This window comes from Archangium gephyra, assembly GCF_049060025.1.
GTDB lineage: Bacteria > Myxococcota > Myxococcia > Myxococcales > Myxococcaceae > Archangium > Archangium gephyra_A.
On the sequence record NZ_JBMEQQ010000002.1, the window covers coordinates 4,421,278 to 4,436,001 of the forward strand.

Sequence of the window (14,724 nt, forward strand, 5' to 3'; positions counted from 1 at the left end):
GAACGCGTCATGGCCGGTAGGTCATGTCTCCGCACGCCCACCGATCTGCGGGAATCGCTCGTAGGCCTGTTTGAGCGCCTCGAGGTGGACGGGCTTGTCCAGGTCGAGCGGCGCATCGGTGAGGCTCACCACCCACCCTCCCGACGCCGTCCGCCGGGCCCGCGCCAGCAGCTCGGCATCGCGGGAGGGCTCCGGAAAGCCGATGGCCTCCGCGGCGGCCGCGGACCAGTAGTTGATCCACCCCAGATACTGGGGGACCGTGGGCGAGCGGATGTTCCACGGGAGCTTGAGCATGGGCAGCCCGTGAGGAGGACGTTCCGGTCCCCTCGACTTCGGGCCCGTCTGCGCCGCGATGACCAACCTCACGGGGCCGGGCGCCACGACGCCCCACCGGGCACGCACGCCTTCCGCGACATTCTCCAGCATGTCCACTGCCGCAGCCACAATGGGCTCGTCCTGCGGGAGATTCGCGTGAACAGTCAGCAGCGGCTCCCCCCCCGGACTCGAAATCGCGCTCCCGCGTCGGCCCCCCATCGTCACCGGGTAGCTCTCATTGCCATTGCACAACAACCCAAACTCGCCATCCGCGGCCGACCTGGCCAGCCACGCCGCCCGTTGCGGAAGCGCGATGGGGCGCCCCGCGTCCGAGAGCCGCCACGCCAACTGCAACCCGGGAATTGCCCGCTCCATCCCTTCAACAGCCGCGAGCGGGCGCCCGTCGTCGCTCGTGAGAGCTGGCGCGTAAACGTGTAGATACAACTCGGCTCGAGCGGTCATCATTTGCACCCTGTGACGACGATATCAAAGCTGGCGTCTTCCTTCAGGAGCGCGGCCTTGTGGGCCTCGCTGATCACCCCAACCTTGAAGGCATAGCCACAGGCCAGCGCGATGTCCCGGTATTTGGTGAACTCCCTCATCTCCTTCGCGACCGTAATCTTCTTCAAGAAGTCACTGTATTCGTCGAACTTCTCGACCTTGATCTCCCACAGCACACGCACTCCCACCTGAAGCGCGTCGAAGTCCCTGCCATCTACACGTGCATCCATCCCGGGCCAGCGGTTTGGCGGATACCAGTCGGCGCACGTGTTGTGCGCCTTGTTGCCGCCTGAGTGCGGCACCGGCATGGCCTCGCACCTGCGGTTGCGCTCCCTGTCCGTGGGCTCGGGTGGCAGCGGGGGCCGCCCGCCCTCTCCCTCCGGCTCCGGCTTGGGCCGCCGCTTCTTCTTGAGCTGCTGAGGGACGGGCTTCGTCTCGGTCACCGGTCGCGCTTCTGGCACCGGCCGCGTCTCCGGCACCGGCCGCGAAGGCGGCGGCCGCGAAGGCGGCGGCCGAACCTGGGGACGCCCACGCTTCTCGTACGCCTCCAGCGCCTCCGAAATCGCCAAGCCCACCACCACCACACCGGCGACGACTATCGCTCCGACGATGATCTCCGGTGCCGCCAGGACGCACAGCCCGACTCCCACAGCACCCGCCCCAGCAGAGGCGACCGCGCACCGCCCGGTACGCTCGTTGAAGCGGACACGCTCATGGTCGAGCACCTGGTAGCACCGCTCCGCCAGCACGGGCCAGGGTTGGGAGGCCTCCTCCACGACACACCGCCCTCCGTCCGTCCAGGGCAGCTTCGCCGCTCGCCGGAGGTTGGCGAGCACCTGGTCCTCGCTGGACCCCTCGGACCACACCGCGGCCGCCCCCTGGGCCTCACCGCCCCGCTGCCAGCGGCGCGCCGTTCCGGTGAGCGTCCCGCCCATGGGGTAGCTCGTCGCGCACGCGGCCTGCAGCGAGAGAACGAGAAGCACCACGGCTCGCGGGCCAGGCCACGGCCTACCCCGCGCGCTCCGCCGAACCTCACGCTGCGTGCCGCCGCCCTCCCCCACAACGGGACTCCGGTGCTTCTTCGACATGGCGCGGGCCTCCCCCAAGTGTAGCAGTCCTGAAAGATAGGGTGCGGGACGGCCAACCCTAAAGGGGTGGCGGGCCCGCACAGGCCCGGCTGACAAACCCTCTCACCCGAACGCGTCATGGCCGGTGATGGCCTTGCCGAGCACCAGCGTGTGCACCTCGTGGGTGCCCTCGTAGGTGTATACACTTTCCAGGTTGAGCAGGTGGCGGATGGGCGGGTAGGCGTCGGTGACGCCGTTGGCGCCGTAGATGCTCCGGGCCACGCGGGCGATCTCCAGCGCGGCCTTCACGTTGTTGCGCTTGGCGAGGCTCACCATGACGGGGGTGGCCTTGCCCTCGTCCTTGAGGCGCGCCAGCCGCAGGGAGAGGAGCTGCGCCTTCACAATCTCTTGCAGCATGTCCGCCAGCTTCTCCTGGGTGAGCTGGTAGGCGGCGATGGGCTTGTCGAACTGGCCGCGGGAGAGCGAGTACTCGCGAGCACCCTCGAAACAGGCGATGGCGGCGCCGGTGACGGCGAAGGCGATCGTCATCCGGGCGGTGTTGAGACAGGACAGGGGGCCGCGCAGGCCGGTGACGCCGGGGAGCACGTTGGCGTCGGGCACGCGCACGTCCTGGAAGGACAGCTCGCTGGTGGTGGAGGCGCGCATGGAGAACTTGCCGGGAATCTCGCGGGCGGAGAAACCGGGCATGCCCTGCTCCACGAGGAAGCCGCGGATGGACTCGGGGCCGCCCTCGTCCGTCTTGGCCCAGACGACGGCGACGTGGGCGATGGAGCCGTTGGTAATCCACGTCTTGGAGCCGTTGAGGACCCAGGAGTCGCCGTCGCGGCGGGCGCGGGTGCGCATGCCGCCGGGGTTGGAGCCGAAGTCGGCCTCGGTGAGCCCGAAGCAGCCGATGAGCTCGCCGCGGGCCATGGCGGGGAGGAAGCGCTGCTTCTGCGCCTCGCTGCCGTAGGCGTGGATGGGGAACATGCAGAGCGAGCCCTGCACGGAGGCGAAGGAGCGCAGGCCCGAGTCGCCGCGCTCGAGGCTCCTGGAGGATGAGGCCGTAGCTGACGGTGTTCAACCCGGCGCAGCCGTAGCCCTGGAGGTTGGCGCCGAACACGCCCATTTCACCGAGGCGGGGCACGAGGTGGGAGGGGAAGGAGCCCTCGCGGAAGTGCTTGCCGATGATGGGGAGGACCTCGGAGTCGACGAAGCGGGCGACGGTGTCGCGGGCGGCCTTCTCCTCGGGGGAGAGGAGGTCGTCGATGCGGAAGAGGTCGGTGATGTCCGCGCGAGACATGGGAGGGGCCTCCAGGGGGGTGGGACGGGGCTGGGGGCTTGTATCACCGGGGGGGCGAGGGGAACGAGGTCCGGGTAAGGTCGGGGACCATGACGACGACCCAGAAGACGGCGGTAGTGACGGGCGCGAGCCGGGGAATCGGCAAGGCGCTGGTGCAGGCGTACGTGAAGGAGGGCTACCAGGTGTGGGCGCTGGCGAGGGCGGCGGAGGCGCTGGAGGAGTTGGCGCGCGAGTCGGGAGGAGCGGTGCGCCCGCTGGCGGTGGACGTGGCGGACGAGGCGGCGGTGCTGGCGGCGAGCAAGAAGATATTGGAGGCGGGGACGCCGCGGGTGCTGGTGAACAACGCGGGGATTTCGGTGTCGGCGCCGCTGAACAAGACGACGACGCAGGACTTCCAGCGGGTGATGACGGTGAACGTGACGGCGCCGTTCCTGTTCAGCCGGGAGCTGATTCCGGCGATGGCGGCGGCGGGAGGGGGCCGGGTGATCAACATCGGGAGCATGGCGGCGACGAGGGGAGTGAAATACACGTCGGCGTATTGCGCGTCGAAGCACGCGCTGCTGGGGCTGACGAAGTCGCTGGCGGTGGAGTGGGCGCGCAAGCAGGTGACGGTGAACATCGTGAATCCGGGCTGGGTGGAGACGGACATGCTCACGAACGCGAAAGCGGCGATCTCGAAGAGCACGGGCCGCACGGAGCAGGAGGCGCACGCGGCGCTGGCGAACATGAACGCGATGGGGCGGGTCATCCAGCCGGAGGAGGTGGCGGCGCTGTGCCTCTTCCTGAGCTCGGACGCGGCGGCCACCATCACCGGGGCGGCCTACAACATCGACGGTGGCGAGGCGGGTTGAGCCCCATACCCCCCAACATCCCCCAATATCCCCTCTCCCTTCGGGAGAGGGACGGGGTGAGGGTGCCACGGTCCCCAGGTTCCCACTGTGAATGCTCCCTCTCCCACTGGGAGAGGGCTGGGGTGAGGGAGTAAATGACCAGGAATTGTGTCAACTCACGCCCGAAGGGCACGCGGCGGCCCTTGCGAGCGGGTGCACTGGCGCTGGCGGCGTTGATGCTGGTGACGGCTTGCACCACCGGGGTACCCACGGGCGGAGCACTGACGACGTCCCCGCACCACACGTCCACGCTCGAGGGTGAAACCGTCTTTTCCAACCTGCCCACGGACTTTCAGCCGGTGCAGGTATGAAGAACAGCGCACCTTCGGACTGCTGATCCTGAGACGCTTTGGAATCATCCCATGAAGAAGACCCAGATCAAGAAGCTTCCAACGGAAGAGTTGATCGAAAGAATCAGGACCCTATCCGCCGAGAGGTGGCCCGCGATCTACGCGGGCAAACCGAGAGAAGCGAACCGCATGTATGATCTTCTCGTTGCAATCGAAAAGGAACTCAAAGCGAGAGGTATTGAAGCGCAGCGCCAGTTGTTGAAGTTGCTCGATGACCCAGACCCGGGAACCCGTTGCTGGGCTGCGGTCTCGGTATTGGAGTTCGCACCAGGCGAAGGGGAGCGGGTGCTGACAGACATCGCCGCGCATGTTGACGGGCTGGTCGGTTTCTCCGCGGAGAGATCGCTGGAGCAATGGAAGGCAGGAACCTTCAACCCTCGTTAACTACGCCCGCGCCGCGAGCACCATCTGCCGCAGGTGGTAGTCGACGGACACGGCGGGGCCCGGGTGGGCCGTCTCCGCCGCGCCGCTCACCTCATGCACGAGCCTTGCTCATGGCTCACCGGCCGCCGCTTCAGCCTCGGAAGCTTGCACCGGTACCGGCACCGCGCCGGGCGGCGTATCCCAGGAGCCATTCTCGCACTGGAGCAGCCGATCGAGGACGGAGAGCGCCTGGGGAGACGCCGAGGCCCGGAGCTTCTCCTGCATGCCGATGTTGATCAGCTCCATGTAGAGGCGCTCGACATAGGCCACGGCCTCCTCCGTGCGAGGCATCGTGGTCTTGAGGTTGTCGCGCACGGACAGCTCGGGGAGGAAACCCAGCCGGGCCACGAGCGACTCCACGACATACCGCTGCTCCGGGCGCCCGCCGCGCAGCACCTCCAGGATGGGCGCGGAGAGGAACCGTCGCCGGTCGCGCCGCGTGGCGCGCCGCTGCAACCATGCCTCCGAGGTGGAGATGGGCAGATCCGTGGTCTCGCCATCCACCTTCGCGAACGCGTGGGCCTCCGCGTAGCTCACCCGACCATCCCCGTCATGATCGGCCGAGGCCACCGCCTTGCCCATCCGGTCCCGCCCACTGAGGCCCGCGAAGAAGCTGGAGCTGTAATCCTTGTAGTCCGCCTCATCCACCTCCGGCGTGCAGCCGACGGAGGGGAGGAAGTCCGTGGTGGCGAAGAAGCCACAGCGGGGCTGGGCCACCACCGGCCGTTTGGGATTGGCGTCCTGGTAGATGAAGTTGGCGAACGAGCCGGCGTAGCACTGGGCCATCACCGTGACCACGGGCGTGGTGCTCGGGAGCCGGTTCAGGAAGAGGCCAAAGGCCCGCACCGTCAGCGTGTCCCCCTCCCAGAGCGCCAGGTGGTTGTTGTTGCGGTGCCGGCTGTTCAAGCCTCCGTGCCCCGTGAAGTAGATGAAGGCCGGTTGATGGGGCGTGTCCCGCGCGCTCCGGTCCACCCACTCCAGGAAGTGCTCCAGGGTCGCCGGTCCCTTCAGGTGGGGAATCTCCAGGGCCTTGAATTGCTCGCGCGCGCCTTCCCCGAGGTAGCGCACGGTGGCCTGTCCATCATTCCCATTGGCGAAATAGACGGAGGCGGAAGCGGGCGCGAGGCCCTGCGCCTCGAGCGTCCGCTGGAAGTAGCGGACATTCTTCTCCAGGGCGATCTCATTGCTGGAGGGCTCGCCGCCACCGCCCAGCACCAGGAGGTTGGAGGCGCGGGGAGGCGCCGGGAGCGGCGCGTGGGGCGTCACGGGCTCGGCGGACTCGATCTTCTTCTCGTCCTCGGGGGCGGGCTCGGGCCAGTCGGCGAGCGCGTCCACATCCGCGTCCTGGACAACGGGAACCCGGGCACATCCCTGTGCGCCCATCCACAACAGCACCACCGCGCCACTCCTGGCCCAGAATCGCCGCGTCATGCCGGAGAGTCTACCGCAGGGGAGTCAACGCTTCCCGCCCGTGCCGCCGAAACCGTTCTCCGCGAAGCATGGGGCGCGTTAGAACCCGCCCCATGAAGGTCTACGAGATTCGTGACGGATTCGGGCTGGACAAGCTGGTGGCCGCCGAGCGGCCGGACCCCGTGCCGGGACCCCTGCAGGTGCGGGTGCGGGTGAAGGCCACGAGCCTCAACTACCGCGATCTGATGATGGTGGAGGGGCGCTACAACCCGCGGCAGAAGCTGCCGCTGGTACCCAACTCGGATGGAGCGGGCGTGGTGGACGCGGTGGGACCGGGCGTCACCCGGGTGAAGCCCGGGGACCGGGTGATGAGCCTCTTCGCGCAGGCGTGGCTCGCCGGAGAGCCCTCGCGCGCCGTGCAGGGCAGCACGCTGGGCGGGCCCCTGGATGGGGCGCTCGCGGACACGATGGTGCTGCACGAGGACGGCGTGGTCCCCACCCCCGCGCACCTGACGGACGAGGAGGCCTCCACTCTGCCGTGCGCGGCCGTCACCGCGTGGAGCGCGCTCGTCACGCACGGCGGGCTCCAGGCGGGAGACACCGTGCTGCTGCAGGGCACCGGGGGTGTCTCCATCTTCGCGCTGCAGATCGCCCGGATGATGGGGGCTCGCGTCCTCATCACCTCCAGCCGGGACGACAAGCTGGAGCGGGCCCGTGCGCTGGGCGCCCACGAGGGCATCAACTACGTGACGACGCCGGACTGGGACAAGGCGGCGCGCACCCTCACCGGCGGCACGGGCGTGGACCATGTCGTGGAGGTGGGCGGCGCCGGGACCTTCGAGAAGTCCCTGCGCGCCGTGCGCGTGGGGGGCACCGTGTCCGTCATCGGCGTGCTCAGCGGTGGCGCGGGAGCCATGCCGCTCACCCCCATCCTCATGGGGAACCTGCGCGTGCAGGGCATCCTGGTGGGGCACCGCCAGTCCTTCGAGGCCCTCAACCGCGCGCTGACCCTGCACGCGGTGCGCCCGGTGGTGGACCGCGTCTTCCCGTTCGCCGAGACGCGCGCCGCCTTCGAGCACCTCAAGAGCGGGGCGCACTTCGGCAAGGTCGTCATCCGCGTGGCGTGAGGACCGACAAATTCTGGTCACTCCCCTGCCCAGACTTGTCACGGCATGGAGAGCAGGCAGGCAGGCGTCCAGCGATTTCAGCGGTTTGGCGGATTTCAACTCCTGGCACGCCGGGTGCTCAGGGCATGGCCGCTGGCGGGAACCCGCCGGCACTCATCTCAACCTCGAGGAGAATCCATGCTGAGCAACATGCCCAAGTCTGTCTTCAACGGTCTGGCGGCCCTGACGGTGGCGCTCCCCATCCTGGCCTGGAGCAACATCCTGCCGGTCCACAACGTGCGCTCGTCGGCCCTCAACTATTTCAGCGAGACCAACTACGTCCAGGGCCAGAACACCAGCCACACGGTCACGGCGGGCTTCGCGACGTTCAGCTGGCAGGAGAACACGCTCCAGGGATTCGGCAACGCGCGCGCGAAGGTGGCGACCGGCGACACGTACGAGTTCAAGCTGGTGCGCATCACCTCCTCCGACGCGGATGAGCTCAACGGCGAGTGGGACGTGTTCAAGAATGGCGATCCCACGTGCGCCGGATGCAAGGGTTTCCTCTACGTCTGGGGCGATCTGAAGTCGGGGGGCGAGCACCTCAAGGGCTCCGTCTACAACGACAAGGTCGGCTATACCTTCTCTGGAAGTCTCGACGCCAACACCCGCTACGACTACTGAGGCGAAGAGGGCTCGCGCTTCTGGTGCGGAGATCCGCGCCACTCCGGGCTGACCGCGCCTCACGTGTCTTCCAGCACCGTCCCGCCCGTGGAGCCACCCGCGCCGCCCTGCTCCAGCCCCTCGACAACCCACCGGGCCAGCTCCGGCGGCCCGGCCTCGGCGCGTGCGCGGCGCGGCGGGGAGAGCATCCGGCGCAACGCCTCGGCCGAGCCCGGCCTGTCCTCCGGCCGCCGCGCCAGACAGGCCCGGAGCACCGGGCGAAGGTCCTCCTCCACGTCCGCGAGCGGCCCCACGTCCGCCTCGCGGATGCGCTCCATCGTCTCGAAAGGCGTCTCCCCGTCGAAGGGCCGGCGCCCGGTGAGCAGCTCGTGCAGGGTGGTGCCCAGCGAGAAGAGATCGCTTGCCGGCCCCAGCGCGCCGCCTCGCACCTGCTCGGGGGACATGTACGCGTAGGTTCCCTTGCGCACCCCGGCGCGCGTCTGCTCCCGCAGCAGCGTGGCCTTGGCGATGCCGAAGTCGGCCAGCTTCACTTCGCCCAGCCGGGACACCAGCACGTTGGACGGAGTGACGTCCCGGTGCACCAACCCGAGTGGCCGCCCCGCCTCGTCCTCCAGCCCGTGCACCGCGGCGAGCGCCAGCGCGAGCTCGTCCGCCACGAAGAGCGCCAGCGCCGACCCGGGCCGCCCGCGCGCCAGGAGGCTCGCCAGGTCCGCGCCCTCCACGTAGTCCAGCCGCACGTAGTAGGCCCCGTCCGCGTACCCCAGGTCGTGCACCCCCACGAGGTTGCGGTGGCTCAGCCTCGCCCCCAGCCGGCCCTCCTCGAGGAACATGCGCTCATAGGTGGCATTGCCCACGTGCTCGGGACGCAACACCTTGAGCACCACGCGCTTCTCGAAGCCGCTGGCGCCGAAGGCCAGCGCGAGGAACACCTCGGCCATGCCCCCCGCACCGAGCCGGCGCACGAGACGATAGGGACCGAGCTGTCGCGGCAACTCCCTCACCCGCCCTAGACTAGCCTGGCCACCGTGTCCAAGACCGCCCTCTCCACCCAGAATGAGTCCTCCGGCAGCACCACCGCCCGGCGCTGTCAGCTCGTCGTCATCGATGGGCCCGACGCGGGGCGCGCGGTGGCGCTCGGGAAGTCCCCCATGCGGGTGGGCACGCGCGAGGGGTGCGCGCTGCGGCTGAGCGACCCACGCGTCTCGGGCGAGCACCTGGAGATCCACTCGGAGGGGGTGGACTTCGTGGTGAGGGACCTCGGCAGCCGCAACGGCACGCTGTACGAGGGCTCGCGGATTGGCGAGGCACGGGTGCGGGTGGGGGCCACGCTCAAGGTGGGGCGGAGCTTCCTGCGCATCCAGGCCGAGGGCCAGCCGTGGGAAGTGGCGCCGAGTCAGGCACGGCGCTTCGGAGAGTTGGTGGGCGAGAGCCTGGCCATGCGCGAGCTGTTCGCGGTGCTGGAGCACGTGGCGCCCACGGACACGACGGTGCTCATCCAGGGCGAGACGGGGACGGGCAAGGAGGTGGTGGCGCGCGCGCTCCACGAGGCGAGCGCGCGGCGCAAGGGGCCCTTCGTGGCGGTGGACTGCGGCGCGCTGCCGGAGGGGCTGGTGGAGAGCGAGCTCTTCGGCCATGTGCGCGGAGCCTTCACGGGAGCGCTGGCGGCGCGCTCGGGTGCCTTCGTGCGGGCCCAGGGAGGCACGCTCTTCCTCGACGAGCTGGCGGGCATTCCGCCGTCGGTGCAGGCGCGGCTCTTGCGCGTGCTGGAGGAGCGCCGGGTGCGCCCGGTGGGCGGAGACGTCGAGCAGGCCGTGGACGTGCGGGTGGTGGCGGCCTCGCGGGTGGACCTCTCGCTGGCGGTGGCCGAGGGCACCTTCCGGCCGGACCTCTACTACCGGCTGGCGGTGGTGACGCTGCCCCTGCCCCCGTTGCGGCAGCGCCGGGAGGATCTGCCGTTGCTGGTGGCGGAGCTGCTGCGCCGCCGGGGCTTCGAGCCCGGACCCATCCGGGGCCCCGGGCTGGAGGTGCTCTCGGGGCACGACTGGCCGGGCAACGTGCGCGAGTTGCGCAATGTGCTGGAGCGGACGCTGGTGCTCTCGCGAGGGGCGCGGGGTTTCGAGGAGCTGCGCCTGTCGCTCCAACCACAGGGGACGGGGCCGGAGGTGCCGCTGCGCACGGACCTGCCCTTCGCGGAGGCGAAACAGGCGCTGGTGGAGTCCTTCGAGCGGCACTACCTCCGGGACGTGTTGGCACGGGCGGGCGGCAACCTCTCGGAGGCGGCGCGGCAGGCGGGCGTGGATCGCAAACACCTGCGGGCCCTGGCCCGGCGCCATGGCCTGCTCCCCGAGGAGCCCGACTGAATCCCCCCGGGTTGCACCCGTGTCCCCTACTCCGTGCCCACGCCCACCACGATGGCCGTGATGTTGTCCCGGCCCCCCGCCGCATAGGCCTCCTGCACCAGCCGCTCAGCCACCCCCGCGGCCCGCCCCTGCCCCAACCGGGAAGCCAACCGCTCCGGCCCGAGCGGCTCGTACAACCCATCCGAGCACAGCAGGTACACATCCCCCGGCCGCACCTCGAGCCGCCGCACGGTGGGCTCCGCGTTCTGGGTCCCCAGCGCGCGGGTGATGACGTGCCCGTAAGGACTCTCCCCGCGCCCGGGCGTCTCGACACCGGCCTCGCGCATCTCCTCGAGCACGGAGTGGTCGCGGGTCAGCGCCTCCAGCCGCCCGTCGCGCAGCCGGTAGAGCCGGCTGTCCCCCACGTGCGCCACGGCCGCGCCCCGGGGCCCCAGGGCGAGCGCCACCACGGTGGAGCCCATCTCACGCAACTGTCCCACGCGGCGCGAGAGCACCGCACGCTGGGCGAGCACGGTGCAGTTGAGCAGCAACGCCTCCTCGTGGCAGTGGCCCGGCCGCGGATGGTGGGGCCAGGTGGCCTCGGGATCCCTGGCCACGCGCTCGCAGAAGCCGGAGAAGGCTTCCACCACGCACCGGCTGGCCACCTCACCGCCCTCGTAGCCGCCAATCCCATCGGCCACCACGAACAGGCCCAGCTCCGCCCGGGCCACCCAGGCATCCTCGTTGTGGGAGCGGCGTCCCACGTGCGTCCATCCCGCGCTGTCGATTCGCATCGGCTCTTCCTCCCCGCCCCGGACAGGAGCAAGGCGGGGGCCGACGCCAACCCCGCGAAAGGACTCGGGCGCCTGGGGTCTCGCATCCCCACCTCCCCCGCCCGGGAGTCCACACACCGGGGACTCCAGACCCCACCCCACGGTCTGGTCTAACGTCGCCAGCCCCAGGGAGGGAGCACCCATGCGGATCCCATCGCGCGAAGCACTGCTGTCGGAGCTGGACTCGTTGGGCTACGGCGCACGCGTCGCGCGGGCCGCCAGGCTGGGCCGCGATGGCCGGGACAGCCCCGCCCTGACGCAGCTCATGGACGCGCTCCTGTCCGGCGAGGCCTACGAGGCGAGCCTCGCACTCGCGCTGGCCCGTGGCGCGCGAGACGAGTCCCGTGTGCTGCGAGCCCTCGCCCACCCCTCCGGCCTCGTGCGTGGCCAGGCCGCCGCCCTGGCCGGGAGCTTCATCCAGGACGACGCCGCCCTCGAGCGGGTGCTGCCGGAGCTGAGCCCCTTCATCCGCCGCCGCGTCCTCAAGGGCGTGGCCCTGGCCCGGAGGAACGCGCTGGCGGCCCGGCTCCTCCCGCTCGTCCTCACCCGCCACGGCGCCGCGGAGGCGGCCCTGCTGCTCCCCGCGCTCGACGCGGACACCGTGCGCCGCCTGCTCCCCGGGCTCGAGCACACCTTCCACGCCTGGCGCCCGCTGGTGCGCCGCCACCCGGACGAGGTGCTGGTCTTCCTCCGCTCGCGCCTCACCCACGCCCCGGAGCGCGAGCGCAGTGCCCTCCTGTCCACCTACCGCATCGCGCTGATGGAGCTGACCCACTCCCATGGCGAGGCCGTGCTCGTCCTCGCGCGCGACTTCTCGCCTCCGGATGAGCTTCCGCGCTTCGTGAGGGACACGCTCCCGCGGCTCGCGCGCAAACACCCCGAGCAACTCTTCGCGCTCCTCCACCGTCCCGCCTACCGCGCCGCGCGGCTCGCCGACGTCTCGGAGCTGACGGCCGGCCTGCTGCGCCAGCTCCGCTTCTTCTCCCGCGACCAGCTCCTCGGCCTCGCACGGGCCCTGGCGAACAACCCCTACCACCTCGCCCGCTTCCTGGACGCCCTGCCCCCCTCCCGGCGCGCCGGGTTCTTCGCCCACGCCTTCGAGGGAGCACCGCCCCGCGAGTTGTCCGAGGACCTGCTGCGCGTCCTCCCCCATGAGCTGCGGGATGCCGAGACCGCGCGCCAGCTCGGCCTGCGCGAGGTGCGGGAGAACCGGGACCGGCAGCTCGCCCTCCAGGCGCTGCGCACCATCGAGCACGCGCGCGAGCCCCTCCAGAAGGCGGCCTTCGCGAGCAAGGCCGAGGACCGGGCCCGGGCGCTCTCGCTGCTGGTGTCCAGCACGGGCCTGTCCCGCCGGGGCCTGACGGAGACGCTCACGTCCCTCGCCCGGCTGAAGAACGAGCAGGATCCGGTGCGCCAGGAGGCCCTGAGCGCGCTCGCGAAGGTGCCCCCGTCCGTCTTCGAGCCCGGGCACATTCCCGCCCTCGAGGCGTTGGTGACGTACGTCGTCGAGGCCCGGGACAGCTCGCGCGGCACCCATCTGGCGCTGCAGGAACTGGCCTTCCGGCTCATCCGCGCCCACGCCACCGCGCCTGAAAATCCCCTCTTCCGCTTCGCCCTCGACACGCTGAAGCGGCTGGCCGGACAGTCCGGGACGCTCGCCCTGCCTCCGCTGGAGAGGGATCTGCCGCGCGGCACCGAGCACCACCTCTTCACGGCCCTGCTGCCGATGATCCGCTCCGCCGGGCAGCGCGAGAGCTACGACCTCATCCTCGCGCTCACCCAGGCGCTCGGCCGGCGCGCGTGGAACGTGGACATGCTCCAGGCGATGCTCGAGCCCATCACCGAGGCCACGCCCACGTGGCTGGCGCAGCAGGCCATCGGGCTCTGGCTCGCCCCGCCGCGCACGAAGGACGTCCGGGTGCGCAAGCTGCTCGACCGCGACGAGAGCACCGTCACCCTGGCCCCCGTCTTCGCGCACCTGCACCGGCGCCGGCAGGAGTGGTTGGACCCCTACCTCGAGGGGCGCGGCCTGAAGGGGCTCTTCAGCACGGGGAAGACGGGCTGGGTGCCCTCGGTCCAACGCGGCTTCCACCGCTGGCTGCCGCGCCAGCAGCTCCGCTACCGGGACCTGCTGCTGCGCATGGCCCGGGACACCGAGCGCAGCGCCTTCGAGCGGATGAGCGTGCTGCGGATCCTCCCCCGCCTGCAGGTGGTGGAGGTGGACACCCTGAAGCCCTTCCTCGGCTCGCCGGACGTGCCCACGGTGGAGGCCGCGCTCGGGGCGCTGGTGTGGCTGGACAAGCCGGAGCCGGCGCTGCCCCTGCTGCTGGAGAACCTCGACGGAGACCGCGCCCGGGTGGCCATGTACGCGGTGCCCCGCGTGGCGAAGCGCGTCTCCTCCGAGACGCTCGCCTCCACGCTCGGCGCGTTGCTCTCGCGCGAGAAGCTCAAGGTGACGGTGCACAAGGAGGCCCTGCGGCTGCTCGGCACCTTCCGCTCCCCGCGCAGCCTGGCGCTGCTCCGCCAGCAGTGGGACAGGCCCCAGCTCCACCGGGACGTCCGCATCGCCGTGGGCCACGCCGCGCGCCAGTTGCTCGACGAGCCGGCCGCCTGGGAGTTGCTGGAGAGCATGGCCCGGAGCCCGGACGAGTACGTGGCCACGAGCCTCCTCGACGCGCACCCCGGACAGATGCCCCTGGAGACCCGCCCCCGTTACGCGGCGCTCGTGCTCCAGGTGTCCCGCCACCCGGACCTCACCGTGCGCCGGAGGGCCTTCACGGTGCTCCCGGGCTGGTCCGCCGGAATGGAGGAGCAGGTGGCACAAGAGGCGGCCGGGCGCGTGCTGGACCTCTCCGGTGGCGCCGAGTGGCGCGAGGCCGCCTGGGCGTTGGTGGAAGCCACGCGCGAGGGGAAGGCCTTCGAGCAGGTGGTGGCCTGCGCCTCGCGGCTCGTCTCCGAACCCCCGGCCCCTGACGCCACGCCCGAGCGGGACGTGCCCGCGCGCCAGCGCCTCAGGGTATTGCACCAGGTGCTGCTCGAGTTGCCCCGGCCGGTCCGCGTGGGCCTGAAGGCGCGCTTCGATGAGGTAGCGCGGGTGCTCGCCCGGGACGCCTCGCTGTGGCCCGAGAGCGCCGCGCTCCGGTTGGCCAGCCTGGAGTGGCGCGAGGCCCGGGCCGTCTCGGAGGTGCTGCGGGGACTGGCGGCGGAGACGCGGGAGGAGCCCCTCTTCGCGCGAACCCTCGCGGACGGGGTGGCCACGGAGCTGGAGGACGCCAGCGCCGGGTGGACGCCCGAGTTGCTGCTGGAGGTCGCGGACCAGGTGGGCCCCGAGCTGCCGCTGACGGCGGTGGAGCTCATCTCGGTGGCCGGGCAGCGCCTGCACTGGCGCGAGGACGCGGCGAGGCGCCTGCGAGCCCTGCGGCAGCACCCAAGCGCCGCCGTCCGCGCGGCCGCCTACGCCACCGTCACCGAGAGAGAGTGAGCACGGCCACCGCGAGCCGTGC

At 70.9% G+C, this 14,724-nt stretch carries 12 protein-coding genes and 1 pseudogene; 7 read left to right on the forward strand and 6 right to left on the reverse strand.

Annotated elements, in window-relative coordinates; translation table 11 throughout:
* Positions 1–21: 21 nt before the first annotated feature.
* From ACN28I_RS19260 to ACN28I_RS19270, 3 genes and pseudogenes are all read right to left on the reverse strand, one after another.
* Positions 22–780: a DUF5953 family protein gene (locus ACN28I_RS19260; protein ID WP_420943440.1), complete on the reverse strand. Its 759-nt coding sequence runs from the start codon at positions 778–780 to the stop codon at positions 22–24.
* On the reverse strand, positions 777–1,799 hold the full coding sequence (locus ACN28I_RS19265) for a DUF6310 domain-containing protein (protein ID WP_420943441.1): 1,023 nt from the start codon (positions 1,797–1,799) through the stop codon (positions 777–779). Before ACN28I_RS19265 ends, ACN28I_RS19260 begins: the two co-directional genes overlap by 4 nt.
* A gap of 207 nt (positions 1,800–2,006) precedes the next feature.
* A pseudogene (locus ACN28I_RS19270) lies at positions 2,007–3,186 on the reverse strand (acyl-CoA dehydrogenase family protein).
* Positions 3,187–3,275: 89 nt separating this feature from the next.
* On the opposite strand from ACN28I_RS19270, the gene ACN28I_RS19275 reads away from it, so the two are divergent.
* The 3 genes from ACN28I_RS19275 (at position 3,276) to ACN28I_RS19285 (ending at position 4,810) form a co-directional block, all read left to right on the forward strand.
* Positions 3,276–4,037 (forward strand): SDR family NAD(P)-dependent oxidoreductase, encoded by a 762-nt coding sequence (locus tag ACN28I_RS19275; protein WP_420943442.1) that lies wholly within the window; start codon positions 3,276–3,278, stop codon positions 4,035–4,037.
* Between the two features lie 134 nt (positions 4,038–4,171).
* On the forward strand, positions 4,172–4,387 hold the full coding sequence (locus tag ACN28I_RS19280) for a hypothetical protein (RefSeq protein ID WP_420943443.1): 216 nt from the start codon (positions 4,172–4,174) through the stop codon (positions 4,385–4,387).
* A 51-nt stretch (positions 4,388–4,438) separates the two neighbouring features.
* Positions 4,439–4,810, forward strand: coding sequence for a DUF2019 domain-containing protein (locus ACN28I_RS19285; RefSeq protein ID WP_420943444.1), 372 nt, complete (start codon positions 4,439–4,441; stop codon positions 4,808–4,810).
* A gap of 108 nt (positions 4,811–4,918) precedes the next feature.
* On the opposite strand, the gene ACN28I_RS19290 is transcribed toward ACN28I_RS19285, so the two are convergent.
* The gene (locus tag ACN28I_RS19290; RefSeq protein ID WP_420943445.1) at positions 4,919–6,280 is read right to left on the reverse strand and encodes a Caspase domain-containing protein; all 1,362 of its coding nucleotides are present in this window, start codon (positions 6,278–6,280) and stop codon (positions 4,919–4,921) included.
* 92 nt (positions 6,281–6,372) lie between these two features.
* Between ACN28I_RS19290 and ACN28I_RS19295 the strand changes: the two genes are divergently transcribed.
* Entirely contained in the window at positions 6,373–7,386 is a 1,014-nt protein-coding gene (locus ACN28I_RS19295) for a zinc-dependent alcohol dehydrogenase family protein (protein WP_420943446.1), read from the forward strand.
* Between the two features lie 177 nt (positions 7,387–7,563).
* Complete coding sequence (locus ACN28I_RS19300) at positions 7,564–8,049, forward strand: hypothetical protein (RefSeq protein ID WP_420943447.1); 486 nt, start codon at positions 7,564–7,566, stop codon at positions 8,047–8,049.
* Between the two features lie 59 nt (positions 8,050–8,108).
* Here the strand turns inward: ACN28I_RS19300 and ACN28I_RS19305 are convergent, their stop codons facing one another.
* On the reverse strand, positions 8,109–9,050 hold the full coding sequence (locus tag ACN28I_RS19305) for a serine/threonine-protein kinase (protein ID WP_420943448.1): 942 nt from the start codon (positions 9,048–9,050) through the stop codon (positions 8,109–8,111).
* Positions 9,051–9,074: 24 nt separating this feature from the next.
* Between ACN28I_RS19305 and ACN28I_RS19310 the strand changes: the two genes are divergently transcribed.
* Positions 9,075–10,409: a sigma 54-interacting transcriptional regulator gene (locus ACN28I_RS19310; RefSeq protein WP_420943449.1), complete on the forward strand. Its 1,335-nt coding sequence runs from the start codon at positions 9,075–9,077 to the stop codon at positions 10,407–10,409.
* 26 nt (positions 10,410–10,435) lie between these two features.
* Here ACN28I_RS19310 and ACN28I_RS19315 read toward each other — a convergent pair whose 3' ends face one another.
* Entirely contained in the window at positions 10,436–11,182 is a 747-nt protein-coding gene (locus tag ACN28I_RS19315; protein ID WP_420943450.1) for a PP2C family protein-serine/threonine phosphatase, read from the reverse strand.
* 181 nt (positions 11,183–11,363) lie between these two features.
* Between ACN28I_RS19315 and ACN28I_RS19320 the strand changes: the two genes are divergently transcribed.
* Positions 11,364–14,702: a hypothetical protein gene (locus ACN28I_RS19320; RefSeq protein ID WP_420943451.1), complete on the forward strand. Its 3,339-nt coding sequence runs from the start codon at positions 11,364–11,366 to the stop codon at positions 14,700–14,702.
* The last annotated feature ends 22 nt before the right edge of the window (positions 14,703–14,724 follow it).

Excerpts from the sequence above, each read along its gene's own strand:
- ACN28I_RS19260 (WP_420943440.1), bottom strand. The coding sequence starts at position 780 with ATGATGACCGCTCGAGCCGAGTTGTATCTACACGTTTACGCGCCAGCT.
- ACN28I_RS19275 (WP_420943442.1), top strand. The coding sequence starts at position 3,276 with ATGACGACGACCCAGAAGACGGCGGTAGTGACGGGCGCGAGCCGGGGA.
- ACN28I_RS19280 (WP_420943443.1), top strand. The coding sequence starts at position 4,172 with ATGACCAGGAATTGTGTCAACTCACGCCCGAAGGGCACGCGGCGGCCC.
- ACN28I_RS19285 (WP_420943444.1), top strand. The coding sequence starts at position 4,439 with ATGAAGAAGACCCAGATCAAGAAGCTTCCAACGGAAGAGTTGATCGAA.
- ACN28I_RS19290 (WP_420943445.1), bottom strand. The coding sequence starts at position 6,280 with ATGACGCGGCGATTCTGGGCCAGGAGTGGCGCGGTGGTGCTGTTGTGG.
- ACN28I_RS19295 (WP_420943446.1), top strand. The coding sequence starts at position 6,373 with ATGAAGGTCTACGAGATTCGTGACGGATTCGGGCTGGACAAGCTGGTG.
- ACN28I_RS19300 (WP_420943447.1), top strand. The coding sequence starts at position 7,564 with ATGCTGAGCAACATGCCCAAGTCTGTCTTCAACGGTCTGGCGGCCCTG.
- ACN28I_RS19315 (WP_420943450.1), bottom strand. The coding sequence starts at position 11,182 with ATGCGAATCGACAGCGCGGGATGGACGCACGTGGGACGCCGCTCCCAC.
- ACN28I_RS19320 (WP_420943451.1), top strand. The coding sequence starts at position 11,364 with ATGCGGATCCCATCGCGCGAAGCACTGCTGTCGGAGCTGGACTCGTTG.